Source organism: Larkinella rosea (assembly GCF_003858635.1).
GTDB classification, from domain to species: Bacteria; Bacteroidota; Bacteroidia; order Cytophagales; family Spirosomataceae; genus Larkinella; species Larkinella rosea.
The window spans coordinates 1-24,213 of the sequence record NZ_RQJO01000009.1; the positions used below are offsets into that span (position 1 = coordinate 1).

The window sequence follows — 24,213 nt, forward strand, 5'->3', positions numbered from 1 at the left end:
GATATCTAGCTGCCCTGATATGATTGCCCCATGTCTGTTTGAACACCATTTCCAAAGTGTTATATAAGTGTGAATTATGTTGCTCAATTTACCTAAATACCAACTGTAAGCAAGTCCATTAAACGAGGGGAAAATATCTGTGGTAGAATGTGACTTTTCCCAACTTCCTGTATCTCAATACAAGTCATCAACCCGGTCAAGAAATTAACGTCAAGAAAACGTAGGTTAATTGACCGGGATTTATTGACTACTCCATTAGTAACCTATTTCATTGGATTGACAGTTGGATATACCTACAAGGGCCAAATGAATTTTGTCGGTTTTTTCAGTTTGCCGCTCTAGAAATTCTTATTTCCCTCAATAGGAGCTCGTTTATGAATCCGTTGAGCCTGAAAAATTATGTTGTTGTCTACATATGAAAAACAGGCTTATCCCCCTCTGAATTTTGCACACGCATACGAAAGACTAGGCTAGCGGTCGCAGTTCACGGTTTAGCTAGAGAATTGCTGTACCCCTCCCTGAATACCTACCAATGAGCCATCAATTGATTTTACGAATTATGGGTAAAGGCGTTAGAACTGTTCCATTTTTTGAGTAAATAGCCCATCACATTTTTAAGTACTCATATCGTCGTATTCACCTGTGACCTATACTGAATTTGAAGCTCGTTGGAAACCGGCGGGCGGTGCGGAACGTGCCAACTACGGTTTGTTCCTGCAAGACCTGTGCGATTTAATCGGCGTTACCCGGCCTGACCCTACGACCGATAACCCCGCCCAGGATGCCTACGTACTCGAACGGGCGGTTGAGTTTAATGACCATGGTAAACGCAGCATTGGCCGTGTTGACCTCTACAAACGCAGCTGTTTCGTGCTGGAAACCAAACAGGGTACCCAAACGCCGGACCAGCAAAAGGCCGCTGAACGCGCTGAATTGGGGCTATCTCCCGAAAAACGCCGGAAAGGGCACGCCGTCCGGGGAACAACCAAATGGGGGCAAATGATGCAGACCGCCCGCCAACAGGCGTTAGGCTACGTGCGGGCCTTACCGGCCGACGAACCCCGGCCCCTGTTTGTGCTGGTGGCCGATGTAGGTTACTGCATTGACGTATACAGCAACTTTGCGGGCGTTGGCGATCAGTTTGTGCCCTTTCCCGATCAGACCCGCTACCGGCTCCCCTTGTCGAAACTGGCCGATGAGGAAACGCGGGACATGCTGCGGCTCATCTGGACTGACCCGCGCGAACTGGACCCTGGCCGCCGGTCGGCCCGCGTGACGCGCGAACTGGCCGAATACCTTGCCAAACTTTCAACGCAATTAGAAAGAGCCGGACAGTCTCCGGATTTGGTCGCTCAGTTCCTGATGCGGTGTCTGTTTACGATGTTTTCGGAGGACGTGGGCCTGATTCCCAAAGACTCCTTTACGGGGATGCTGCGCCAATACGCCCAGCCGGACCTACGGGAATTTTTACCGGATGCCTTACAGGCCCTTTGGCGAACGATGGACACGGGCGGTTTTTCGCCCGACCTGAAGGCCAGGGTACGCAAATTCAATGGTAAACTGTTTCACGATGCCCGAGCGTTACCGCTAACCGCCGATCAAATGACTTTGCTCCTAAAGGCGGCTGAAGCCGACTGGACCGCCGTCGAACCGGCCATTTTTGGCACGTTGCTGGAACGGGCCTTAGACCCGCGCGAACGGCACAGTTTGGGGGCACACTACACCCCGCGCCGGTACGTCGAGCGGTTGGTTCTTCCTACGGTGCTGGAACCCCTGCGCCGGGAATGGGCGGCTGCTCAGGCTGCGGCTGCGCGGCTGTTGGAAGAAGGCAAAGACAAAGCCGCCCGCGCCGAACTGGAACGGTTTTTACGGCGGCTGACGAGCATCAAAATTCTGGACCCAGCCTGTGGTTCGGGCAATTTCCTGTATGTGACGCTCGAACACCTGAAACGATTGGAAGGGGAGGTATTGGCGGCTATCAACTCCTACGGCCAAACCGCCCTGCTCAACCTCAGCGGGGGGACGACCATTTCACCCCGGCAACTGTTGGGCCTTGAACTGAACCCCCGCGCGGCTACGATTGCCGACGTGGTGTTAAAGATCGGTTACCTGCAATGGCACCTACGGACCCACGGCATGAGTGAACTACCCGAACCGCTGTTAGATGAATATGAGAATATCCAGCAACAGGACGCCGTGCTAACGTACGAAAACGGCCTGTCTAACGCCCGGCCTACACAGTGGCCGGAGGCAAATTTCATTGTGGGGAATCCTCCCTTCGTTGGTGATAAAGCGATGCGGGGAGCGCTGGGAGACGCATATGTTGATGCACTGCGTAAAACCTATAAAGGTGTCGTACCGGAATCAGCCGATTTGGTCATGTACTGGTGGGAGAAGGCTGCTGAAACTGTACTTCAAAACCGAACAGAAGCCTTTGGATTCATTACGACCAATTCAATAACGCAGACGTTTAACCGGCGGGTAATACAGAAGTATCTTGATGCCGAAACACCAGTTTCTTTGACGTTTGCTATTTCGGATCATCCGTGGGTCGATAGCGCACAGGGAGCCGCTGTTCGGATTGCTATGAGCGTAGTACGGGCGGGTTCGCAGCCAGGTAAGTTGCTAATCCTAACCAGAGAAACCGCAACTGACACTGACGACGCACACGAAGTAGAACTTACGGAAACTGTTGGGTTCATTAACGCAGATTTTACAATAGGAGCTGATTTAGACAGTGCGGCTACACTAAAGGCCAATAAGGATTTAGCGAACGTAGGAATGGGACTTTACGGGGCGGGTTTTTTGGTAACGCCCGATGAAGCTCAGCAACTAGGTTTAGGTATAAGACCCGGTTTAGAAAAACATATTAAACCTTACGTCAACGGGCGTGACCTGTCGCAAAAGTCGCGCGGTTTTATGGTGATTGACCTATTCGGGTTGCAGCCTATGGAAATTATTGAACACTACCCTGAAGTTTATCAGCGAATTTTTAACTTAGTAAAGCCTGAGCGAGACAAGAATAATAGAGAGTCATATCGTAATAGGTGGTGGGTTTTTGGAGAGCCACGAGCAAATTTCAGACCCGCTCTTAAGGGCTTAAAACAATTTATTGTCACTACATATACGTCCAAGCATCGTATTTTCTCAATCATAGATGGGAGTATAGTTCCAGATAATACTATCGTCGTATTTGCTTTAGATGACTTATATTATCTTGGAGTAATGTCAAGCAAAATTCATCAAGTATGGGCCTTTGCGTCAGGAGGTTGGCTAGGTGTGGGTAATGATTCACGTTACAGTAGTTCTCGAAGTTTTGGGCCATTCCCTTTTCCCGATACCACACCCCAACAAAAAAACCGTATTCGTGAACTGGCAGAGCAGTTAGACGCACACCGCAAACGCCAACAGGCCGCACACCCGACCCTAACGCTAACCGACCTCTACAACGTAGTTGAAAAGTTAAGGGCGGGCGAATCATTGAACGCGAAAGAGCAAACGATCAATCAGCAGGGTTTGGCGTCGGTGGTCCTCAGTTTGCACCAACAGATCGACGCGGCCGTGGCCGATGCCTATGGCTGGCCGCCCGACCTGCCAGAAAGTGAAATCCTAACCCGACTTGTAAGGTTGAATCACGAACGAGCCGCTGAGGAAGCCGCCGGGCATATTCGTTATTTGCGTCCATCGTATCAGGCTCCCGGGCAACAGCAATTAGGTATGGACCTGCAAACTACGGCAACCGCAACAACAAACGCCCCCGTTGCCGATGTTATTAAACAGGAATGGCCGAAAGAGTTGGCCCAACAAATGCAGGCCGTTCGGGATGCCGTTCAACAGGCGGGCGTTCCACTTAGTACCCAACAGGTAGCCGCCTTGTTCCAGCGAACCAACGCCGGGAAAGTGCAACCGTTGTTAGATACACTGGCTGCACTGGCCTTGTTACGGCAAACGCCTGAAGGAGCCTATGCTATGTAAACTGCACTTCGTAGCGCGTCCCTTTCCGGTAGTCAATTCCTGCCTGTATTCGCTCGGTAAGTTGCGAGGTACTAACCGGGAATGGTAGTTGCATTTGACCCACTTTGCCACGTTGATATTTTTTAATGCGACGTAATGGATTGTTGAATTGATTGGTATAGGCATTTCGGATATTATGCGCCATATAGTAGCATTGCTGGTCAAGGTTTGCTCCGGCCTGTTTCGCGGTCAGAAATTGCGCGGCTACTTTGTCGAATGTTCGTCGGTCGGCATGATATAAAGTTTGCAACATCGACGCCGATGCGAAACGTTGACGCGGGCGCGGACATTCAATCTTAATCCCTGTAACCGGACAGATAACCGCACCCGGTTCGGGATCATTGGTTACTAGTATAGCGTCGGGTTGTAACGCTGAATCGCGTATACTGATAACGAAAAACGAGGTAGATTAAAGTGGGGGTAGTGGAGCGCGGGTCTTTTAACAGGCACTTTGCAGCCTGATCGGTAATGGTTCGCATGTGTACTGACTGGTTTGGTCAATGGTAAGATATCAAACAATATCAATACAGGGGACGAATTAGGGGACGAATAAACCTTATAAAACCGTATTGCGATTAATAAAGCTATATAAAGCAAAAAGGCTAATTCGTTGATTTAGAGTACTTACACTCTGAAACGAATTAGCCTTTATACGAACTGTGAGCCTCCTACGGGACTCGAACCTGCGACCTACGCATTACGAATGCGTCGCTCTACCAACTGAGCTAAGGAGGCAAAATGAAGCAAATCTTCAAATTGTGGGTGCAAATATAACGGGTTCTTTGCAAACCATGCAAGCAAACGCGCCAAAATTGCGTAAATTTGCGGCCATGATTTCTCTTACAAACCTGTCTTATTACCTCGGTAGCCGGGCGCTCTACGAAAATGCGTCGATGCACATCAAGCCCGGTCAGAAAATTGGTCTCATTGGCCTCAACGGAACCGGAAAATCGACCCTGCTGCGGTTGATCATGGGCGAATACCAACTCGATGGCGGAACCATCTCCAAAGCGGGCGACGTTACCATCGGTTTTTTGAACCAGGATTTGCTTTCGTACCAGACCGACGACTCCATTCTGTCGGTGGCCATGCAGGCTTTTGAACGTCAGAACCACCTGCAAAAACGCATCGACGGCCTTTTGCACGAAATGGAAGTCAACTACCGCGACGAGCTGGTCGACAAGCTGGCGCGGGCGCAGGACGAATTTGCGGCTTTGGACGGGTACACGATTCAGTCAAAGGCGGAGGAAATTCTGGAAGGTCTGGGCTTTTCGACCGACGACCTGCACCGACCACTCCGGCTCTTTTCCGGGGGCTGGCGGATGCGGGTGATGCTGGCAAAACTGCTGCTGCAAAAACCGTCGTTGCTCATGCTCGATGAGCCGACCAACCACCTGGACTTACCCTCCATTGTGTGGGTTGAAAAATACATTCTGAACTACGAAGGAGCGGTGATTGTGGTGTCTCACGACCGCGAATTTCTTGATAATGTGGTCGATAGCATTGTGGAGGTGTCGGGTGCCAAGTTGAATTATTACGCGGGCAATTATTCTTTCTACCTCGAAGAGAAGGCGTTGCGGAACGAAATTCAGCAGGGTGCTTACGAAAACCAGCAGGCTAAAATCCGGCAGACCGAGCGGTTTATCGAACGGTTTAAAGCCAAGGCGACCAAAGCCAAGCAGGCTCAAAGCCGGGTGAAAATGCTCGAAAAAATGGATCGGGTCGATGCGGTTATTGACGAAAATGCCCGCGTTAACTTCCGTTTTAACTTCTCGACGCAACCCGGTCGGCATATTCTCCATCTCGATGAGGTAACGAAAAATTACGGTGAGAAAAAGATTCTGACACATACCACCGCCCGACTCGAACGGGGCGATCACGTGGCGCTGATCGGGGCCAATGGTCGCGGGAAATCAACGCTGCTGCGGATTATTGCCGGAACCGAACCGACCACCAAAGGCGAACGGCGGCTGGGGCATAACGTCTCGTTCAGCTTCTACGCCCAGCACCAGCTGGAGTCGCTGAACGTGGAGGATAACATGCTGGAAGAGCTGAAATCGGCGAATCCGACCAAATCAGAGTCGGAATTGCGGACGGTTTTGGGCTGTTTCCTATTTTCGGGCGACGATGTATTCAAGAAAATCAAAGTGCTTTCCGGGGGCGAAAAATCGCGGGTGGCACTGGCCAAGGTGCTGCTTTCACAGGCCAACTTTCTGCTGTTGGATGAACCGACCAACCACCTGGACATGCAATCGGTCAACATCCTGATTCAGGCGCTGGATCAATACGAAGGCACGTTTGTGGTGGTTTCCCACGACCGGTATTTCGTGTCGCAGATTGCCAACAAAATCTGGTATATTGAAGACGAGCAGATCAAGGAATACCCCGGTACGTACGACGAATACGAATGGTGGCTGGAAGAGCGCAAGTCGAATCCGGTAGATACGAAACCCGCTACGCCCCAGCCTTCGAACGGGAAATTGGCGGAAAATGGAAAACCGGCGGATAAAACCGGGCAGAACACTTCCAATGGCTCGTTGAACGGCAAAAAACCGGTTACGGCCAATGACGAAGAGCGGAAAGAATGGCAGCGGGCGTTGAAAAAAGCAACGCAGCAATCCGAGGAATTTGAGCAGAAAATTGCAGGTTTGGAAAAACAGATCAAGCAGTTGGAATCCGAAATGGCCAGTCCCATAGTTGTCGCTGACGGCAAGAAACTGCAGGCCAAAACCGCCGATTATCAGCGATTGAAAACCCAGCTTGACTCGGTTCAGGAGCAGTGGGAAGATGCCATGCTGGAAGCCGAGGAGTTGGAGAAGAAACTGGGGTAAAACCTCCCTTTTAGTCGCCATATCGGATATATAGAAAGCCAATTCCAAACGAAAATACCCACCAGGCCGTCAGAGACAGCAGGGAAGACAGGGCGGTTTTCAGCAATCCGAAGGAACGGTGTCCGGGTAAAAACCGGTAGTAGGCAATGGTCAGGCGGATCACATGCTGCAATTGGATCATCCAAAAACCGGAAATTAGTTTCAGCAGTGGGGTGAGCAGCACAAAACAACCAATGCATAAAAACCGGTAAAGAATACATGTGCTACCAGGTGTTCGGCATAGTGAACGCCCGAACGCAGAAAAAAAAGCCAGAAAACGAAGGCCATCAACGGAAGGAGAGGAAGATAATGAGATTCTTCTTCTTCTCAACAAACGACTGCATTATCTGCCGCCGTTCCACATAACCGATCGTTCCTTGCCGCTTTTCCTCGCTGCGGTATTGGTTGACTTCGGCCCGTGTAACCAGATTTTGCGTTTTCCGTACGGATGAAACACCGAGTTGGCGAATAACGTCAGGCCCACCTTGATGGCCAGAAACGTAAACGGAGTAACATTCTGGGCGGTAGTCATACTCATGGAGTTAGGATGAGATGAAGCTACCTGCAAAATAGTGGTTTCTGGCGGAACAACAACTCAGGAACGATCCGAAGTCGCGCTTGCATTGAACGATTCGGAAACCGGCAGGAGTTGCCCCGTCGAATTACGGATATTTTTGCAAATGGTTTCGGCGGGCAAATCATTGGCGTCGGTACCGAACGGGTCTTCGATTTCTTCGGCAATCACTTCCAGACTGGCCAATACGTAGAAAATAAAGACGACAAACGGAACCACAAAGTAGTGCAGGCTGAAAACGTAACCGACCGGGAGCGTCAGGCAATAGATGAATATGAATTTTTTCATGAACGAACTGTACGAGAAGGGAATGGGCGTTTTGTTGATCCGTTCGCAGGAACCGCAAATATCCATGAAGCTCAGGAGTTCGTTGTTCAGAAAAAGCAGGTGTTCGGGAATCAGGACGCCCCGGCGATGCAATTCGTACACTTTGCGGGTAAGGGCGGCCGAAATCTGCGCCGGAACGTGTTCGTGCCGCTTCAAGTCAGTAAGTCGAAACGACGCACATTCCGTAAACTCCTTCTCGTTGAAATGGGCCCGAAGGTGGTTTTTCATCGCATAAGCAAAATTGGGAATCATCACCCGAAAGAATTCCCGATCTTCGGCAGAGGCTTCGTCCAGCAGCGGTTCCAGTTTCAGAGCCAGATTTCGGCTATTGTTCGTGAGCGATCCCCACATCCGGCGGCCTTCCCACCAGCGATCATACGCCGTATTGGTTCGAAACACCAGCAACAACGAAATGACAAAACCGAGCAGGGAATGCATCACGGAAATGTGTCGCAAATCCGAGTTGTCGGTCAAATGAAAAATAGACAGGGTGATAAAGGCCACCAAAAACGAGTAAATGGCCATTAGGCCCAAAAACGGCAACAGCTTGCGAACGGTATCCGCTTTGGGGAAATTGACTAAAAACTGGAGCCACGCTTTTGTGTTGTAATTGACCATAATAGGTTGTTTTTCATGATGCAGAGTCCAAAAATACACACTGAAATGTTTTTTATACCGCCATTTCCTAAAATTTCGTTCCTATAAATACCAAATGTAACGAATCATAAATGATGCCGTCTCGTCGACTTTTTCTGCTGTTTCCAATTTTCGTATTCTTCCGGGGCTCGGCCCAAAACCTGCCGACGGAAGACCGGATCTTTGAACAGGCCATTAAAACCGTGCTGTTGTATCCGGTGTTGGGCAACGACCCGACCAATCCGGCGCAGACGCTCAATCCGCCGGTGGTCGATCAGGCGGCCGAGACGCAGCTCATGCTCGAATTCGACGATCTGACGGCCAATTTCCGCCCCTTTCGGGCCAAATTCGTGCATTGCAATGCCAACTGGCAACAGTCCATTCTGAACGACATCGAGTTTACGTACGAGTACAACGACTATCCGATTCAGGATTACCAGATTTCGCAGAACACCAAAATTCCGTATTATCATTACCGGTTTCCGGTTCCGAAGGTAAAATTGCCGGGCAATTATGTGCTGGTGGTTTATAACGAGCGGAATCCGCGTCAGATTTATTTCAGTCGGCGGTTTTGTGCCTACCTCAATCGCGTGGGCGTTTCGGCTGCCGTGGAGTTTGCCAATGACCCGCAATTGCGGTTTACCGACCAGCAGATTAACTTCGAAATCAGCTACCGGGGCTATCCGCTGATCTCTCCGCAGGACGACCTGAAAATTGTGGTCCGGCAGGATTACCGCGACGACCGCGTCGTTACGGGGCTGCGGCCGACCAACGTCCGGGCGTTTGATAACCTGCTGGAATACCGCCTTTTCGATTTGAAAAACACCTTTCCCGGCGGCAACGAATACCGGTATTTTGACACCCGAACGGTTTTATCGCGCGGCAATTACATCGACCGGATCGACCGGAAGGAGGACCGCAACACGGCTTTTGTGAACACCGACGGTCCGCGGAGTGTGGGCGTTTATGTGCAAACCGATGATTTTAACGGGCAATACGTCATCGATCACCTGGAAACGCACCTCGGTGCCACGCAGTCGGATTACATCAATACGGTTTTTACGCTGCGCATGGATGAGATCGCCAATGCCGAGATTTTCGTGAACAGCGCATTCAATTTCTGGCAGTTAAATGATTTGAACCGGATGAGCTATGTGCCGGAGTTGCGGGCGTATCGGGCGGAAATTCAACTGAAGCAGGGCGTTTATAACTATAATTATTCCGTAAAAGGAATTCCCCCGCCCGTGACGCGCTCCGGAATGAACCTTTCCGGAAACGAAATCCTGATCGAGGGAAATTACTCGGCGACGGAGAACGACTACGAAATTTTGGTGTACCACCGCCCCCCGGCCTCGCGGGCCGATCAGCTGGTCGGTTACCGGCGGATGGGTTACAACAAGCGGAAATGAGTTAGTTCAGCAGTAAATCCAGCAACTGATCTTTCATTTCGCCCGCTTTTCGGACATACGGGCCATCGGTCAGCGTACCCATGTTCGTGCCGACAAAGACATACAATTGTTTTTCGGGGAAATAATACAATCCGCAGCCCGCGCCCAAACCGGCTCCGCCATGACCGTATGCGAGCTGGCCCGAAAAATAGGAATGGTACAACCCCATGCCGTAACTCGGTTCTCCTTTTTTGTCGTTTACCCAGGTGGTCATCATTTTCATGCTTTTGTCGGACAACAACTTTCCCGCAAACAATCCTTGCAGAAACTTGACGTAGTCGAATGGAGATGCCACCAGCCCGTCGTCGCCGGTCAGTGAATTGACGTTCACCTGCTGCATTTGCGAGACGTTTTCCAGCTTCCCGTCGCCAAAGCGGTCGAAATAACTGTTGACCAGATTCGGTTGATTCTGAAAGTTGTGATAAAAAGTTTGTTGCAGGTTCAGCGGAGCAATGACGCTTTCCTGAATCAATTTAGCATGATCGCCGTGAACCTGGTTGGCGATGAGAGCCAGCAGCAGGTAATTGGTATCGGAGTAATCGAAATAACTGCCCGGTTTGAAGAGCAAAGAAGCCTTCCGAATGAACGACAGATACTCCTTGCCGGTGTATGACCGCAGCGGATTTTGCAGGAAAACCGTAATGTAATCGGTATCAAGCGAATAGCTGGGAATACCAGACGTATGGTTGAGCAGATTCCGAACCGTAATCGTTTCGGCATCGGAAATGTTGTCGCTGAGAGTAGCGGGCAAATAGGCGGTAATTGGTTTGTCAAGCTCAATTTTTCCGGCTTCCACCAGCTTTAAAATGCCGACGGCCATGTAGGTTTTGGCAACGCTCTGGCTGTATTGCAGGTGGCAGATTTGCATCGCGGTTTTGTCTTCCAGCCGCGCAAAACCGGATGCTCCGGCCCAATAACCTTCTTTAGGTGTATATACCGCCACGGCAACGCCGGGTAGTCCTTCGGCCGTAAAACCGTCCAGCAGTTTCTGGACTTGTTGGGCTTTGGAGTACTTGGCGTTCAGCGGAGTCGTTTCGGTGCAGGAAACCGTGGGCGTCGCGAAATCATTGGGCTCGCAGGCCAGCAAACCCGCCAACAGCGCTCCAATAATAAGGTATTTCATGATGGAATGGTGTGTGAATTAATGAAGAAGATGAATTCGGGAGCCAACCTGAATCAACTGGTTTGGCAAAATGGGCACATCGGGATTGTAACCTTGCAACACAAAAAACTGGTAACTGACGAAGGGCTCAAAAACCGGTCTAGTTTTCTTGGACTGATAGCAAATGGAAACACCGACCGGTACCATCAGCAGCCCTTTCCCTTTCTGACTAGCCGACTGCCATTCGCCGTTTGTAAACACACGTGTGGTGTTCGGGTGAAAAGCAAAATTGTAACCCAAACCTGCTTTGACCTCGGCATAAACCGGCCCGACGTGCGGACGATAGGCGGTTTGGGTGAAAACCGATAAACCGTTACCAGCGTATTTATTCCGGTAAACACCGACCTGAATCTGCTGGAGAAAGTTGCTCCGGCGGTTGTAGGCCAGCTCCGTGCCGAGGCTGATGCCGACGTTCGAGAAGGTGCTTTTCAGGTCCTTAAACGGCATCGAAATCGAATGGAATTGCAGACATACGATGAGCGGCCAGTCGCGGTTGGGCCGTTCAGGCGACGGAATTTGTTGTGCGAAAACCGGCACTAAGCCCGGCAGGATGAGCAAAAGAAGATGGAGTAAAATTGATTTTGCCATGGCGTGGTCATTTTTGCTGCTGCAAATTACCGCCAGGAAAATGGGCTAATTCTTGTTTTTAGGACTGTTTTTCGGTGAAGTGTAGTGAAAATCGTCGTGAAGTGTAGTAGGATTTAATCAATAACAAACCATTTTTTGAAAACCGGTGCCTTGATGCGACTCATCGGAATGCTTTCCGGAAAACCGGGTGTGGGTTTGAGCCGAATGTTGAGCTTGCCGTTTTCCAGCCGGTCGAAAGCGGCCAGCGTCTGGCGGTGCAGAATGTACTGGCGGTTGAGCCGGAAAAACCACTCGGCGGGGAGTTCCTGTTCCAGTTTGTCCAGCGACTGATCGATCACGTACCGCTTTTGCTGATCGGTCAACACCATCGTGTATTCGCCGTCCACGTAAAAACCGCTAATCTCGTGGAACGGAATCGCAATGTTCTGTTTGCCGGACCGAACCACAAAACCGTCCTGTCGGATGCGCAGCGCTTCGTTCTTTGTCAGATCGGCCTGCTGAAACTGAGCGTGGAAATGGGCGCCGATGTAGATCCCGTTGATAGCCAGAATCCAGATGAAGAAAATAAAAATGTCGTGGGTGTAAAACCGGCGCGGAACCGGCTGATCGCTGGCCAGAAAATTGACGAATTCCGTCGTTAACGCAATGACTAAAATACCCGCAACGGATGTCGCAATACACTGAACGATAATGCGTTGGATGATACTTCTCTCGTATGGAAAACGCTGATCCAGTTGCTGAATCAGAAACCGGATTAACCACCAGGCGGCATAACCTTCCAGAGTATCGATCAGAAAAGTCGCAATCAGCCGCCAGCCCGACGGTATGTGTGTATACGTCAGGTAATAATTGAGGGCGTTGATAAACGGAATCAGAAACAGAAACAGCCGGACGTCGCGGAACGGATGCAACTCGACCGGTTTGGTGGATGACTCCATCGTTTTCCCGTTGTATGGTAGACCGTCAGACAAGAGAGAAAAGAAGTGAGATGAACTTAAAAACGATTAGTCGTTTATCTTTCCTCTCTTTTCTTTTGTCTCACTAAATAAAAAAAGCGGGTGGTTAGCCCGCTGTCGTTATGCGCTGTGCAGAAACTCCATGACATCGCCGTCGGCCACGACGTATTCCTTGCCTTCGACGGAGAGCTTTCCGGCTTCCCGAACGGCAGCCTGTGATTTATACTGGACGAAATCGGGTATCTTGATAACCTGCGCCCGAATGAAGTGCTTTTCGAAGTCGGAGTGAATCACGCCCGCAGCCTGTGGCGCTTTCCAGCCGCGCTGGATCGTCCAGGCGCGAACCTCCTTAACACCCGCCGTAAAATAAGTAATCAGATTGAGTAACCGGTATGATGCTTTGATGAGCAGATCCAGACCGGATTCCTGCAAACCGTATTCTTCCAGAAAGAGCTGGCGTTCGTCCGGATCTTCCATTTCGGCAATCTGGGCTTCGATGGCGGCACACACGATCACGACTTCCGCGCCTTCCTTTTTCGCCATTTCTTTCAACTCCTCGGAATATTTATTACCGCCGGGCAGCGATTTTTCGTCGACGTTGGCCACGTAGATGACCGGTTTGACGGTCAGCAACTGAAGTTCGCCCACAGCCGCAAAGCGTTCTTCGGGTGTCACGTCCACTGCTCGGGCGTTCAAGCCGGATTCCAGCGCTTTTTTGTAGCGGATCAACACTTCCAGTTCGGCTTTTGCTTTGGCATCGCTACCGGCGCGAACGGCCTTTTCGGTCCGCTGGAGTTTGCGATCCACCGACTCCAGATCTTTCAGTTGTAGCTCAATATCAATGATTTCCTTGTCGAAAATCGGACTCACGCGCCCTTCGACGTGCACGATGTTGTCGTCTTCAAAACACCGGATGACGTGGACAATGGCGTCGACTTCCCGGATATTTGCCAGAAACTTGTTGCCCAGCCCCTGGCCCTGACTGGCACCTTTGACCAAACCGGCGATGTCGACAAACTCAATAATCGTGGGCACCACTTTCTGGGGTTTGACCAGACTTTCGAGGGTATCCAGCCGCTCATCCGGAACCGTTACGACGCCGACGTTGGGATCTATGGTACAGAACGGATAATTGGCCGCTTCGGCTTTCCCGCTCGAAATCGCATTAAACAACGTGGACTTCCCCACATTGGGCAGCCCGACAATACCGCATTGAAGACTCATGAATTTTTAATGTTGAATGAGCGAATGATAGGATGAGTGAATAAATCCATGAGCTTGCCTTGCCCATTCTATTATTCACTCATTCTATCATTCAAAATTATTTTGTAAAGTTCGGACATTCGGGGGCGAAAAACAAAAAAGCCTCCGGTGGATCAGAGGCTAAGTTGTGGAAGAAGGGTAGAGTTGGTTATTCCCACTTTAATTCGGTGCCGCCAACATCTTCGAGTTCGTCTTTGACTGCGTACTGCGAAAAGTCGAATTCCGGCATCAAATCCGATTTAATGTATTGAATGGTGTCATGTAAAGCCTCCGAGAATTTGTCAAAATCTTCTTTATACAGAAACATCTTGTGTTTCTCATAGATAAAACCGTCGCCCTGCGGATGCCGGCGACTTTCAGTAATGGTCAGATAGTAATCGTTGGCGCGGGTGGATTTAACGTCAAAGAAGTAGGTACGTTTTCCAGCCCTGACGCGCTTGGAAAAGATTTTTTCTTTCTCTTTTTCTTCCACAATCTCTGGTGGTTTGGGGTGATTCAAACGCTAAAATAAGCGGATTAGTATAACTAGCAAAAATATTGCCTTAAATTAATTTTTATAGCGTACGGTCCAAACTGGACAGTTTTAAGAGAACACTAGAATAAATTAAGAAAACAGTTTGCTCCTTAAGCAGTTGCTGTTATCTTTGTAAGGAGGGAATTGTTAAATTTCTGCTAAAGGTGGGGCATAAGTGTCTGATGCTCAACCTTTTTTTGTTTTCCACCAAACCTCAAACTGTATGAGTATAATCGTCACGATCATGCTGCTTTTCGGCGGTATGAAATCAACGGAGGCCTATTCAGGTCTCATACAGAAAGGAAAGGCTTCTTTCTATTCAAAACGCTTTCATGGGAAAAAAACCAGTAGCGGAGAACGCTATCAGAATGAAAAACTGACGGCAGCACACATTTCTCTACCCATGAATACCCTGGTCGAAGTGACCAATTTATCCAACAACCAATCCGTCGTCGTACGGATCAATGACCGGGGGCCGCACGGCAAAGGCCGCATCATCGATCTGGCGTATTCAGCCGCCAAAGCCCTCGGAATCGTCAAAACGGGCATCGCCAACGTGGCGATCCGGGTTGTTGGGAACAACCGGAAAATAATGGATCCGGCCACCGCCGACTTGTTTCCTCTTAATCCCGGTTTGGAACCGCTGTTGGCACCTGTCGACAACATTTAAGCGCGCCCAACGTTTTCGTATCGCGGTTAGATCACCGAAACAGAAAGTAGCTGGCACCGGGTGCATTTCAGACACGGAATGTAATTAAGGCTTCCGGAGCGCGAACTACCTTTTGATTCCCTTGGATGATCTGGCCGCGATATGTATTTTTACGACTATGGCATCGCAAGTAGATTTACTCAAAGTCCGGGAATACGGCAATGTGGAGTTCCTCGCCCGTCAGATGGTGGAGGGATTTATCACCGGTTTACACAAGTCGCCCTTCCACGGTTTTTCGGTGGAATTTGCCGAACATCGGCTCTACAACACCGGCGAAAGTACCCGCTACATCGACTGGAAAGTGTTTGCCAAAAGCGAACGGCTGTTTGTCAAGCGGTTTGAAGAAGAAACCAACCTGCGCTGCCACCTGCTGCTCGATACGTCGTCGACGATGTATTATCCCGAACCGGGTTACGGCAAAATCACATTCAGCATTCTGGCGTCGGCCTGCATTGCCTACCTGCTGCAACGCCAGAAAGATGCCGTCAGCCTGACCACGTTTGCCGAAGGAATCGATATTCAAACGCAGACGAAATCGACGCCCTCGCACGTTCACAAGATCTTCCAGCAACTCAATACGTTGCTGCAACAACCTCCACCGCTGCGAAAAACGTCGGCGGCCGAGGTGATTCACCAACTGGCCGAAAAGATCAATAAACGCTCGCTGGTGGTGATTTTTAGTGATATGTTCGAAAACGTGTCGGATGTTGATCACCTGTTTTCGGCCCTGCAACACCTGCGGCATAACCTCCACGAAGTGCTGATCTTTCACGTGACCGACAAAAAAACCGAGGAGGATTTCGCCTTCGACGAGCGTCCGTACGAATTCATCGATCTGGAAACCGGTGATAAAGTGAAGGTACAGCCGAATCAGGTGCGAGACAGTTACCAGACCGCCATCAAAAATTTTTACCACGAACTCAAACTCCGCTGCGGCCAGTACCGGATCGACTTCATCGAAGCCGACATTGCCAAAGGCTTCGATCAGATTCTAACCAGTTACCTGGTGAAGCGGACGAAGATGAAGTAAAAAGGAGGAGGGAGGAAAGGAAAAGGGAAGTAAACCCTCATACTTTCATCCTCTCCTCCCTTCATCCTTTTCTTCTTTACTTCCCCTTCACACTTGCTTTCGCGTCCTTCATCGGGGCCGGTTTTCTGGTTGCTTTCTGCTGCTGTAGAAAATTGAAATACCCTTCCAGATCTTCGACCGGTAATCGGCGGGCCAGGATCTTCTTGTCTTTGTCGAGCACGTAAACCGTCGGCGTCGAATAAACATCGTACTTATTTTTGTAATCGACCGGCGCACTGGGGCCGTAGACGTTGATCAGGCTTTGAAGTTTGAATTCCCGGATAAATTTTTTCCAGAGGGCCTCGGATTTGCTAATCGCTACAGCGTACACCTGGACGCCTTTCGCTTTATTTTTATCGTAAAACTTTTTCAGCGCCGGAGCCGACTCGCGGCAGTGCCCGCATTCCGGATCGTAAAAGAAGGTAATCGTGTATTCAGCCTTTACGTTGTGTAGGGCCTGAAGATGTCCCAGGGTGTCTTTCAGCGTGACGTTCGGGAGGGTTTTTCCGGCCAGCAGCGGTTTTAGAATCTTCACCCGGTCGCGCATGCTGGTGAGCGTCGAGGTGTCACTCACAGGCATAATACCGCTCAGCCAGTATTTTTCGGCCATGTGAATGAACAAACCGTCGGTGTTCAACACCTTTTTCTGCTCTTCGTATTGGTTGGTAATGTACCAGATGGTGTACCGAAGAATATCCTTGTTGGCTTTCGCTTTATTGACAACGTAATCAGCCGCCGGAATGAGCGAATCAACCGTCTGAACGGTCAGTTCTTTCATGTAGCGGTCAATTTTACTTTGCAGAAACGGGGTGTATTCCAGTCGTCCGTCCGAAAAATCAAAGCCGTCGAAGAAGTGGTTTCGGTAATAATTAAAAACAAAATTGGAATCCGGGCGTCCATTGGCCAGCTTCGGCGCTTCCGGAATTTCGGGTTCCTCGGCGGCCCTGAACAGCTTCACCGTTAAGGTGTTGGCATTTTTGGCAATAAAGTCTTTGCGATACTCCTCCACTTCCTTTTGTCCGGCGGCTATCTGGGCGGCTGTAGCTCCCTTTTTTTGCAAAGCACCGATTTCTGCGTACTTTTTGCTCAGGAATTTCTGGTAGCCATAAAAAAGCTCATTTTCATTTGAACCGGTAATTTTCATGGATTCGATGACATTTACCGTATCAGCTTCAATCGAAAACCGCTGTTCGCCAATGACCAGTTGCAAGACCGGCTTGGAATCCACCACGATCATATACAGACCACCGGGCAGTTCCTTGGCACCGTCGAACACCAGCTTTCCCTCCGCATCGGCGGTGGCGGTGTCGCGGGGGGTGAAGGAGGTTTGCCCGTAGAAACTGGCGAGGTAAGCGGTTTTACCCGCCAGACCTTTGATGCGGGCCGTAACGAGGTGACCACCGGGCGATTGCGCGAGCAGGATGGAGGCAGAAAGAAACAGCAGTAAAGCCGTAAAACCGGATCGGCGATTCATGGATAGAGCGGTTGATTGACCAGAGTCTGGTACACAAAGATACTAGTTATAACGATTGGGGCATTGGCCTTCGCATACACGATGTTCTACTTTCTTTCCAAAGTGCTTTCCTTTCTGATAATGCCGCTGGGGCTGCTCACCATCGCGCTATTAGTTGCATTACTAACCAAAAATCATGCCCGTCGACGTCAGGCGCTGCTTTCCGCCGTCGTTCTGCTGTTGATTTCGGGTAATGGGTTTATTACAAACGAGTTAGCATTGTTCTGGGAAGTTTCACCAGCCCGTCTTACTGCCCGTAAAAATCCGCGCATCGGGGTGGTTCTGACGGGAGGAATGATGCAGGTCGACGGCGAGCCGCGCAATCACCTCTATCTGGGCGATCAGGCGGATCGGATGGGGCAGGCCCTGCTGCTGTACAAATCCGGGCAGATTCAGAAAATATTGATCAGCGGGGGGACCGGCGGAATCATCCAACGCGACGTGGCCGAAGAAGGGCGATTGACGCGGCAATTTTTGCTCATCGCCGGGGTTCCGGCGCAGGATGTTTTACTGGAAAACCGGTCGCGCAACACGCACGAGAATGCGCTGTTTTCGGCACCGATCCTTCAAAAACAATTTAAAGGATACGAATACGTGCTGATTACCTCCGCCTGGCACATGCGCCGGGCCGTCGGGTGTTTTCGGAAGCAGAACATTTCTGTCACTCCATACCCGGCGGCTTTTGTCGGAGGGCCACGCGAGTTTGCTCCCACTCATCTTTTACTTCCCTCAGAAAAAGCCCTGTTTGACTTCTACTGGCTTCTTCACGAGTTTGTGGGCTACTCGGCTTACTGGGCCGTGGGCTACCTGTAGAGCTATACGCTGAGAATCCGCACCATCCGCAGCAAATCCTCATTGATCGGTTTGGGCAGTTTGATGGTGTCGATAAACGGCGTGTACAGCAGCTCGTTGTTGACAACGCCCGCCATCACGTTTTTCTCCCCGTTCAATAAGCCTTCCAGCGCGCCCAAACCCAGGCGGCTGGCCAGAATCCGGTCGTAGGCGGTTGGAATTCCTCCGCGCTGAATGTGCCCCAGCGTGGTTACGCGCATGTCGACATCAACGCCCACCTGCGTGCGGATTTTCTCGGCAACTTCGGCGGCATTGCCTTCTTCGTCACCTTCCGCAACGACGATAATCGACGACGATTTAGAACGGCTCCAGCCTTGTTTCAGGGTCTCGACGACTTCCGAAATCGGCGTCAGCACTTCCGGAACCATCACCATTTCGGCCCCGCCCGCAATCCCCGACTGAATGGCGATATACCCGGAGTCACGGCCCATTACTTCAATAAAAAAAATACGGTCGTGCGAATCCGCCGTATCGCGGATTTTATCGATGGCTTCGAGAGCCGTATTCACAGCCGTGTCAAAACCGATGGTGTAATCCGTGCCGTAAAGGTCGTTGTCGATCGTGCCCGGTGCGCCAACGGTAGGAATCTGGTATTCTTCAAAAAATTTCAGTGCGCCCGTAAAAGTCCCGTTTCCACCAATGGCAACCAGGCCTTCAATGCCGTGTTTGAGCAGTTGATCGTGCGCTTTCTTCCGTCCTTCGGGGGTCATGAATTCTTTGCTGCGAGCCGATTTCAGGATAGTTCCCCCCCGTTGAACAATATTACTGACCGAATGGGACGTCATTGGAAAAATATCGCCGTTAATCATTCCGTTGTACCCCCGACGGATGCCGAAAACTTCGACGCCGTGGTAAACAGCCCCTCTGACAACCGCCCGAATACAGGCATTCATGCCAGGTGCATCACCGCCGGAAGTAAAAACAGCTAAGCGCTTCATATAAAAAGTCTATTTTAAATTCCTTGTGTGCAAAAAAATATTCGTCTGCCTTTCGCTCGCGAACCGCAAATTTATTTTCATTTTTGGACAAACCGACAAATGTGTTCAATGAAAAACGAATTTAATACAGGCGTAAAGCAGAAAACCGCCGGTTAATCAATCGTTAATCATTATTTAGTTTATCATAAATAATTGACCATTAAATAATTAAGTGTTATTTAATGGTTGTCTATGACGGCATTGCAACTTACGTTTAATAACCGGGTAAACCGCATACGTTATCTTTACCGAAGCGATTCCGATACCCGCTCCGGCCAAAACATCGGCCCAATGGTGCTGATTGTTGGCTACTCGCAACACCGCCGTCGCAGTGGCCATCGCATAACCGGCAACGCTGATCCAGGGACTTTTATGCTTATACGCCTGATGCAGTAATTCGGCACCCGTAAAAGCCACCGCTGCATGGCCGGACGGAAACGACCGGCGATCGGAACCATCGGGGCGCGTCGAGTGAATGGTGCGTTTGAGACTTTCCGTTGCTCCGGCCATCACGACGTTCGACAAAACCGTCACGGCAATTTCGTCGCCGAGTCGAATCGCCGGTTTGATGCCCGCAATTTGCAAGGCCACCCGAAGTCCGTAGGGGCCGAACCGCAAGTACTCATCCGCCGAACTGATGGGACCGGTTTGGTCGAAAGGCGCACGGGTGGGATGCCCGAGCAGGGCCGCACCTCCGCCGATGAACGTGGCCGGAACGATGAACGATTTGAGCGGAAACCGGCGCGCCGTCGGAATGGAGTCACCGGCGGTTTGCGCAAAAAGCGGAAAGGAGGTGAGCCAGAGTAAAAGAATGATCCGTATGTGGTGTGCCATAATTTAAAAATAAAACGGTTAAAACCGTTGGAATCAGGCGGTTTTGAAACCCTGTACCCAGGGCTTTAGCCGTGGGTTAAAATCGAAATCCCACTTCCCTCGAGTCGTTTTAACGACTTTAACTCATTCATCAACCGAAAAACCGAAACCGCACCGCGCGCGCGACAATTTTTACATGATTCCAAACCGCCGTCGCTGTTCCGAAATGATCGGCCAGCACTTTGAATCGGTCCGTGAGCGATTTCCGGTGTTGCTGAACCGATAACCCGCCAACCAGGTACTTGCACAGCACAAAATCGAGCCAGACGATCTTGCTGGCGGTTTTCAGACACCGGATTTCCCAGTCTACATCTGCGCTGAGGTTATCGACAAGAAAGGGCGGAGATAACGTCCGACGGGCAATAAAAGCCTGGTGGCAAACCTTCATGCCCATTGCCATATCGCGCCAGTTCAGGTTGTGCGGTAAGGTATGCGGGGTAATTTTGCTGCGTAACCCCAACGGTTTTCCGGTATCGTCGACAAACAGGGCGTCACTATAATAGACGTCGGCGGGGTTGTTTCGTAACTGATTGAGCAAATTAAATAAAGTCGAAGCGTCGTGCATTTCGTCCCCGGCGTTCAGAAACCAGACAAAATCGCCGGTAGCCAGCTGCTGGCCTTTGTTCATGGCGTCGTACAGCCCGCGATCCGGTTCGGAAATCCAGTGGCTGACGTGCGTTTCATAGTTCCGCACAATGTCGAGCGTCCGGTCTTTGGAATTGCCGTCAATGATCAGGTACTCCACCTCGTCGCCCGGCTGGTTGGCCAGCAGGCTTTGGATGGTGCGCTCCAGAAAGCGTTCGGCGTTGTAGGTGACGGTGATAATTGACAGTAATGGCATAGTGAGGAAACGGGCAATTCGCAAAAAAACGGTATTTTTACGTGCTAACCAACGGCTGAATGGAAACGAATTCAACAACCTCATCGGCACTTCAGGATGCTTACCGCTCGCAATACGCTGATGCTGACCGGAGTTGGCGGGATATGGGCGCCCGGATGAAGGCCGAAACCATTCACCGCCTGTGTCACTCGTATCGGTTTCCGAAGATGCTGGATGTGGGTTCCGGCGACGGAGCGGTTTTGCAGCAACTCGACCAGTTGCGGTTTTCCCCGGCGATGTATTCCCTCGAAATATCGGAAAGCGGTGCCAGCCGAATCCGGGAGCGGAAGTTGGCTTCGTTGCAAAACGTGCAGTTGTTCGATGGGTATAAAATACCGTACGGCGCGAAGGAATTTCCGCTGGCGACCTGCTCGCACGTGATCGAACACGTGGAACATCCCCGGCTGTTGCTGCGCGAAATTGCCCGGGTTTCGGAGTATCAGTTTTTCGAAATTCCCATCGACTTCAGCTTTTTCGTCGACAAAAAAGTCGATCATTTTCTGGCCTACGGACACATCAATATCTTTACGCCCTCGCTGTTCAAGTTCCTGCTCAAATCCGAAGGCTTCGAAATCCTGGCCGAACACAGCGTTTTTTACGACACGGCTGCTATTCGGCGATCGGCGCCAGGCACGCTGGCATTCTGGGCGATCTGGCTCAAAACGCAGATTCTGAAAGCAGTTCCGGCCTTGCGGAAAATCAAACCGAGCGCCTACGCGGTGTTGTGCCGGAAAAAAAGCGACATCACTATTTTTTAGTGGTGCTGTTACACAGGGTTAATCAGGGAACATCAGAGGTGATCAGAGTTTTCCCTGATTAACCCTGATGTTCCCTGATTAACCCTGTGTAATAACACCGTACAAATCGATGTAACGCCGGGCAATCACGATTTCGTCGTAATTTGCCACGACATAATTGCGGGCGTTAGCGGCCAGTTGACTGAAAACCGCTTCCGGTTGTTCCAGAACCCACTGCATCCCGCGGGCCAGATCATCCACCGAGCGGTATTGAACCAGGTAGCCATTCTGCTGATGCTGAATCATTTCCGGAATACCGCCCACCTCAAAACCAACCACCGGCGTTCCGCAGGCCATCGACTCCATGATCGTATTCGGCAGGTTTTCTTCCAGCGACGGAATGACGAACAGATCGGCGGCACTGTAAGCGGCCATGATCTGCCGGGGATTTTTCAGCGATCCTAAGAAGTGATACGTGAACGGCAATTCCTGCAACAAGCTTTCATCACCACCGCCAAAAATCAGCAATTCCACTGCTTCGGGTTGCGCCAGCTGTTGCCGTAATTGGTGTAATGCTTTCTGAAAATACGAGAACCCTTTGCCCAGTGCCGAAACTTTGGCAGCCGCAAAAAGAATAAACCGCTTGCGGTCGGGTAGTTTCAATTCCCAGCGGGCAACGGCTTTAGGCAACGGAATAAACTGCTTTGTATCCAGCGGATTCGGAATCGATTGGACGGATAAACCGCCAAATAAACTGCTTTGCCGTGCCCGCTTGGCCAACCATTGACTACAGCCCACCGGCGTCAGGCGCGCATTTTGATACGCGGTTTGCTTCCGAAGCCAACCGCTGTTTGATAAATCGTCGGGGGCCGGTAAGCGCAGGAACGGGCAGTTGCCGCACTGGTGTTGATAACCTTCGCACGATCCGCTGTGGTGACAGCCGCCGGTGAACGACCACATGTCGTGCATCGTCCAGACAACCGGTTTTTGCAGCGCAAATAGGGTACTTAATGAACGGGTCGATAAAAAACCGAAGGTTGTCCAGTGAAGGTGCAGAATGTCAGCCTGTTGAACGAGCAGGTGCTGGCTGATGTCCGTGCCGATCAAGGCGGGTGAAAACGCAAACCGGACGTCGCGGCTGCGTTCGAAGGGCAGAAATGTCAGGCGGTCGAGCGCAAACCGGGCGGTGGCCCAGCGTTTCTGCCAGGTAGTTTGGGCGAGGGAAGTGACGGTTGGTTCGTCCATACGGGTTTCAGAAACCAGCATTTCCGACGACAACCCCGCCCGGTTCAGTGCCTGATTGAGCCGACTGGCCGCGATGGCTGCCCCGCCGGATTGATGATACGTGCTCAGGTGGAGAACCTTCATTTGGTGGCCGTCAGAACGATGTAGGGCGAAAATGCTTTGGTTTCCAGCGGAACCAGTTTGAAAAACACTTTGATCGGGAGCCAGAGGATTTTTTTGAGCAGTCGCCCCAGCAGCGGTTTTTCGGATTCGCGTTCGAACCAGAGCATAAACCGCCCGTCGTAATATGTCTGAATGTTCTGTAAACCAAGTTGTCCGGCGGTTTTTCGGAGCAACTCCAGGTCCATCGAACGAATGTTGTGTTTGGCGTAATTCTCCGGGTCGAAGGTTTTCTGAAACCAGCCGTTCAGTCCCCGGAAATTGGGCAGGGTAACCAGCAGCAAACCGCCGGGATTCAGCGATTCGACGTGTTTCTCGAGAATAGCCTTCGTGTCGTCGAAGTGTTCGATCAATCCGTTCGACATCACCAGATCAAAACCGCGTTGGGGTGTATACTGAAACAGATCCGTTTCGATGACCCCAACCGAACCTTCGGGCAAGTCGTTCGCTTTTTCCAGCTCGTGCAGAATCTTAGGGTGAACGACGTAGTCGAGCAAGGTGGCAGTGATGTTCAGCCGTTTTTTCATCCAGACCGAATAATGGCCCGGAAAACCGCCCAGTTCCAGCGAGGTTTGAACGGGATGAGCCGCCACCAGCTGCCGGATCAGGGGTAAAAACGGATATTTGTCCGGTACCTGAAAAATGAGTCCTTCTTTCGATTCCCAGTAATTGAGCCAGAATTGGCGGTCGGTCAGCGTCAAGTTGGTAGGGGCTAATTTAAAAAAGCGGCCGGTTTTTCCGTTGGCAAAAATAGCCACTTGTGAAGCAGATTCACAAGGGAGGCAAACGGGAATTCGGGAGTCGGCGGGATGGCATGCAATAATTTGGCCGCAAAGTTGTACTTTTG

22 protein-coding genes and 1 tRNA gene are annotated in these 24,213 nt (G+C 50.8%); 7 read left to right on the forward strand and 16 right to left on the reverse strand.

Annotated features, from left to right (window positions below):
* Positions 1–642: 642 nt before the first annotated feature.
* Entirely contained in the window at positions 643–3,975 is a 3,333-nt protein-coding gene (locus EHT25_RS15970; protein ID WP_124876154.1) for a class I SAM-dependent DNA methyltransferase, read from the forward strand.
* Here the strand turns inward: EHT25_RS15970 and EHT25_RS15975 are convergent.
* Complete coding sequence (locus tag EHT25_RS15975) at positions 3,968–4,267, reverse strand: hypothetical protein (protein WP_124876155.1); 300 nt, start codon at positions 4,265–4,267, stop codon at positions 3,968–3,970. The genes EHT25_RS15970 and EHT25_RS15975 overlap by 8 nt on opposite strands.
* A gap of 409 nt (positions 4,268–4,676) precedes the next feature.
* Positions 4,677–4,749 (reverse strand) — tRNA-Thr (locus EHT25_RS15980).
* 95 nt (positions 4,750–4,844) lie between these two features.
* Between EHT25_RS15980 and abc-f the strand changes: the two genes are divergently transcribed.
* A complete protein-coding gene (gene abc-f, locus EHT25_RS15985) occupies positions 4,845–6,845 on the forward strand; it encodes a ribosomal protection-like ABC-F family protein (protein ID WP_185731388.1) in 2,001 nt (666 codons plus the stop codon).
* 10 nt (positions 6,846–6,855) lie between these two features.
* Here the strand turns inward: abc-f and EHT25_RS15990 are convergent, their stop codons facing one another.
* The 3 genes from EHT25_RS15990 to EHT25_RS16000 all read right to left on the reverse strand — a co-directional run bounded on the left by EHT25_RS15990 (position 6,856) and on the right by EHT25_RS16000 (position 8,403).
* Positions 6,856–7,068 carry a hypothetical protein gene (locus tag EHT25_RS15990; RefSeq protein ID WP_124876157.1) on the reverse strand — a complete coding sequence of 71 codons (213 nt, stop codon included), beginning with the start codon at positions 7,066–7,068 and terminating at the stop codon, positions 6,856–6,858.
* A gap of 159 nt (positions 7,069–7,227) precedes the next feature.
* A complete protein-coding gene (locus EHT25_RS15995; protein WP_124876158.1) occupies positions 7,228–7,422 on the reverse strand; it encodes a hypothetical protein in 195 nt (64 codons plus the stop codon).
* 57 nt (positions 7,423–7,479) lie between these two features.
* On the reverse strand, positions 7,480–8,403 hold the full coding sequence (locus tag EHT25_RS16000; RefSeq protein ID WP_124876159.1) for a bestrophin family protein: 924 nt from the start codon (positions 8,401–8,403) through the stop codon (positions 7,480–7,482).
* A 110-nt stretch (positions 8,404–8,513) separates the two neighbouring features.
* On the opposite strand from EHT25_RS16000, the gene EHT25_RS16005 reads away from it, so the two are divergent.
* A complete protein-coding gene (locus tag EHT25_RS16005) occupies positions 8,514–9,830 on the forward strand; it encodes a type IX secretion system plug protein (RefSeq protein WP_124876160.1) in 1,317 nt (438 codons plus the stop codon).
* 1 nt (position 9,831) lies between these two features.
* On the opposite strand, the gene EHT25_RS16010 is transcribed toward EHT25_RS16005, so the two are convergent.
* From EHT25_RS16010 to EHT25_RS16030, 5 genes are all read right to left on the reverse strand, one after another.
* Complete coding sequence (locus EHT25_RS16010) at positions 9,832–10,992, reverse strand: serine hydrolase domain-containing protein (RefSeq protein WP_124876161.1); 1,161 nt, start codon at positions 10,990–10,992, stop codon at positions 9,832–9,834.
* 18 nt (positions 10,993–11,010) lie between these two features.
* On the reverse strand, positions 11,011–11,619 hold the full coding sequence (locus tag EHT25_RS16015; protein WP_124876162.1) for a hypothetical protein: 609 nt from the start codon (positions 11,617–11,619) through the stop codon (positions 11,011–11,013).
* Positions 11,620–11,732: 113 nt separating this feature from the next.
* Entirely contained in the window at positions 11,733–12,557 is an 825-nt protein-coding gene (locus EHT25_RS16020) for a LytR/AlgR family response regulator transcription factor (protein ID WP_124876163.1), read from the reverse strand.
* Between the two features lie 138 nt (positions 12,558–12,695).
* On the reverse strand, positions 12,696–13,799 hold the full coding sequence (gene ychF, locus EHT25_RS16025; RefSeq protein ID WP_124876164.1) for a redox-regulated ATPase YchF: 1,104 nt from the start codon (positions 13,797–13,799) through the stop codon (positions 12,696–12,698).
* A gap of 187 nt (positions 13,800–13,986) precedes the next feature.
* Entirely contained in the window at positions 13,987–14,310 is a 324-nt protein-coding gene (locus EHT25_RS16030) for a DUF3276 family protein (protein WP_124877064.1), read from the reverse strand.
* 265 nt (positions 14,311–14,575) lie between these two features.
* Here EHT25_RS16030 and EHT25_RS16035 point away from each other — a divergent pair, with 265 nt between their 5' ends.
* On the forward strand, positions 14,576–15,022 hold the full coding sequence (locus EHT25_RS16035; RefSeq protein WP_124876165.1) for a septal ring lytic transglycosylase RlpA family protein: 447 nt from the start codon (positions 14,576–14,578) through the stop codon (positions 15,020–15,022).
* Positions 15,023–15,179: 157 nt separating this feature from the next.
* Positions 15,180–16,091, forward strand: a complete 912-nt coding sequence (locus EHT25_RS16040; protein WP_124876166.1) for a DUF58 domain-containing protein — start codon at positions 15,180–15,182, stop codon at positions 16,089–16,091.
* 76 nt (positions 16,092–16,167) lie between these two features.
* On the opposite strand, the gene EHT25_RS16045 is transcribed toward EHT25_RS16040, so the two are convergent.
* Positions 16,168–17,604, reverse strand: a complete 1,437-nt coding sequence (locus EHT25_RS16045; protein WP_124876167.1) for a TlpA family protein disulfide reductase — start codon at positions 17,602–17,604, stop codon at positions 16,168–16,170.
* Between the two features lie 81 nt (positions 17,605–17,685).
* On the opposite strand from EHT25_RS16045, the gene EHT25_RS16050 reads away from it, so the two are divergent.
* A complete protein-coding gene (locus EHT25_RS16050; RefSeq protein ID WP_124876168.1) occupies positions 17,686–18,456 on the forward strand; it encodes a YdcF family protein in 771 nt (256 codons plus the stop codon).
* Positions 18,457–18,458: 2 nt separating this feature from the next.
* On the opposite strand, the gene pfkA is transcribed toward EHT25_RS16050, so the two are convergent.
* The 3 genes from pfkA to EHT25_RS16065 form a co-directional block, all read right to left on the reverse strand.
* On the reverse strand, positions 18,459–19,433 hold the full coding sequence (gene pfkA / locus EHT25_RS16055) for a 6-phosphofructokinase (protein ID WP_124876169.1): 975 nt from the start codon (positions 19,431–19,433) through the stop codon (positions 18,459–18,461).
* Between the two features lie 207 nt (positions 19,434–19,640).
* A complete protein-coding gene (locus tag EHT25_RS16060) occupies positions 19,641–20,306 on the reverse strand; it encodes a phosphatase PAP2 family protein (RefSeq protein WP_124876170.1) in 666 nt (221 codons plus the stop codon).
* 130 nt (positions 20,307–20,436) lie between these two features.
* Entirely contained in the window at positions 20,437–21,186 is a 750-nt protein-coding gene (locus tag EHT25_RS16065) for a glycosyltransferase family 2 protein (RefSeq protein WP_124876171.1), read from the reverse strand.
* Between the two features lie 59 nt (positions 21,187–21,245).
* Here EHT25_RS16065 and EHT25_RS16070 point away from each other — a divergent pair, with 59 nt between their 5' ends.
* Positions 21,246–21,983 carry a class I SAM-dependent methyltransferase gene (locus tag EHT25_RS16070; RefSeq protein ID WP_124876172.1) on the forward strand — a complete coding sequence of 246 codons (738 nt, stop codon included), beginning with the start codon at positions 21,246–21,248 and terminating at the stop codon, positions 21,981–21,983.
* Between the two features lie 78 nt (positions 21,984–22,061).
* Here the strand turns inward: EHT25_RS16070 and EHT25_RS16075 are convergent, their stop codons facing one another.
* Positions 22,062–23,330 carry a glycosyltransferase family 4 protein gene (locus EHT25_RS16075; RefSeq protein WP_124876173.1) on the reverse strand — a complete coding sequence of 423 codons (1,269 nt, stop codon included), beginning with the start codon at positions 23,328–23,330 and terminating at the stop codon, positions 22,062–22,064.
* Complete coding sequence (locus EHT25_RS16080; RefSeq protein WP_221622290.1) at positions 23,327–24,124, reverse strand: class I SAM-dependent methyltransferase; 798 nt, start codon at positions 24,122–24,124, stop codon at positions 23,327–23,329. Before EHT25_RS16080 ends, EHT25_RS16075 begins: the two co-directional genes overlap by 4 nt.
* Positions 24,125–24,213 lie beyond the last annotated feature (89 nt).

Bases quoted from the DNA above. Each gene is read 5' to 3' on its own strand.
- EHT25_RS15975 (WP_124876155.1), bottom strand. From the start codon at position 4,267: ATGTTGCAAACTTTATATCATGCCGACCGACGAACATTCGACAAAGTA.
- abc-f (WP_185731388.1), top strand. From the start codon at position 4,845: ATGATTTCTCTTACAAACCTGTCTTATTACCTCGGTAGCCGGGCGCTC.
- EHT25_RS15995 (WP_124876158.1), bottom strand. From the start codon at position 7,422: ATGAGTATGACTACCGCCCAGAATGTTACTCCGTTTACGTTTCTGGCC.
- EHT25_RS16000 (WP_124876159.1), bottom strand. From the start codon at position 8,403: ATGGTCAATTACAACACAAAAGCGTGGCTCCAGTTTTTAGTCAATTTC.
- EHT25_RS16005 (WP_124876160.1), top strand. From the start codon at position 8,514: ATGATGCCGTCTCGTCGACTTTTTCTGCTGTTTCCAATTTTCGTATTC.
- EHT25_RS16010 (WP_124876161.1), bottom strand. From the start codon at position 10,992: ATGAAATACCTTATTATTGGAGCGCTGTTGGCGGGTTTGCTGGCCTGC.
- EHT25_RS16015 (WP_124876162.1), bottom strand. From the start codon at position 11,619: ATGGCAAAATCAATTTTACTCCATCTTCTTTTGCTCATCCTGCCGGGC.
- EHT25_RS16020 (WP_124876163.1), bottom strand. From the start codon at position 12,557: ATGGAGTCATCCACCAAACCGGTCGAGTTGCATCCGTTCCGCGACGTC.
- ychF (WP_124876164.1), bottom strand. From the start codon at position 13,799: ATGAGTCTTCAATGCGGTATTGTCGGGCTGCCCAATGTGGGGAAGTCC.
- EHT25_RS16035 (WP_124876165.1), top strand. From the start codon at position 14,576: ATGAGTATAATCGTCACGATCATGCTGCTTTTCGGCGGTATGAAATCA.
- EHT25_RS16040 (WP_124876166.1), top strand. From the start codon at position 15,180: ATGGCATCGCAAGTAGATTTACTCAAAGTCCGGGAATACGGCAATGTG.
- EHT25_RS16045 (WP_124876167.1), bottom strand. From the start codon at position 17,604: ATGAATCGCCGATCCGGTTTTACGGCTTTACTGCTGTTTCTTTCTGCC.
- EHT25_RS16050 (WP_124876168.1), top strand. From the start codon at position 17,686: ATGTTCTACTTTCTTTCCAAAGTGCTTTCCTTTCTGATAATGCCGCTG.
- pfkA (WP_124876169.1), bottom strand. From the start codon at position 19,433: ATGAAGCGCTTAGCTGTTTTTACTTCCGGCGGTGATGCACCTGGCATG.
- EHT25_RS16060 (WP_124876170.1), bottom strand. From the start codon at position 20,306: ATGGCACACCACATACGGATCATTCTTTTACTCTGGCTCACCTCCTTT.
- EHT25_RS16065 (WP_124876171.1), bottom strand. From the start codon at position 21,186: ATGCCATTACTGTCAATTATCACCGTCACCTACAACGCCGAACGCTTT.
- EHT25_RS16070 (WP_124876172.1), top strand. From the start codon at position 21,246: ATGGAAACGAATTCAACAACCTCATCGGCACTTCAGGATGCTTACCGC.
- EHT25_RS16075 (WP_124876173.1), bottom strand. From the start codon at position 23,330: ATGAAGGTTCTCCACCTGAGCACGTATCATCAATCCGGCGGGGCAGCC.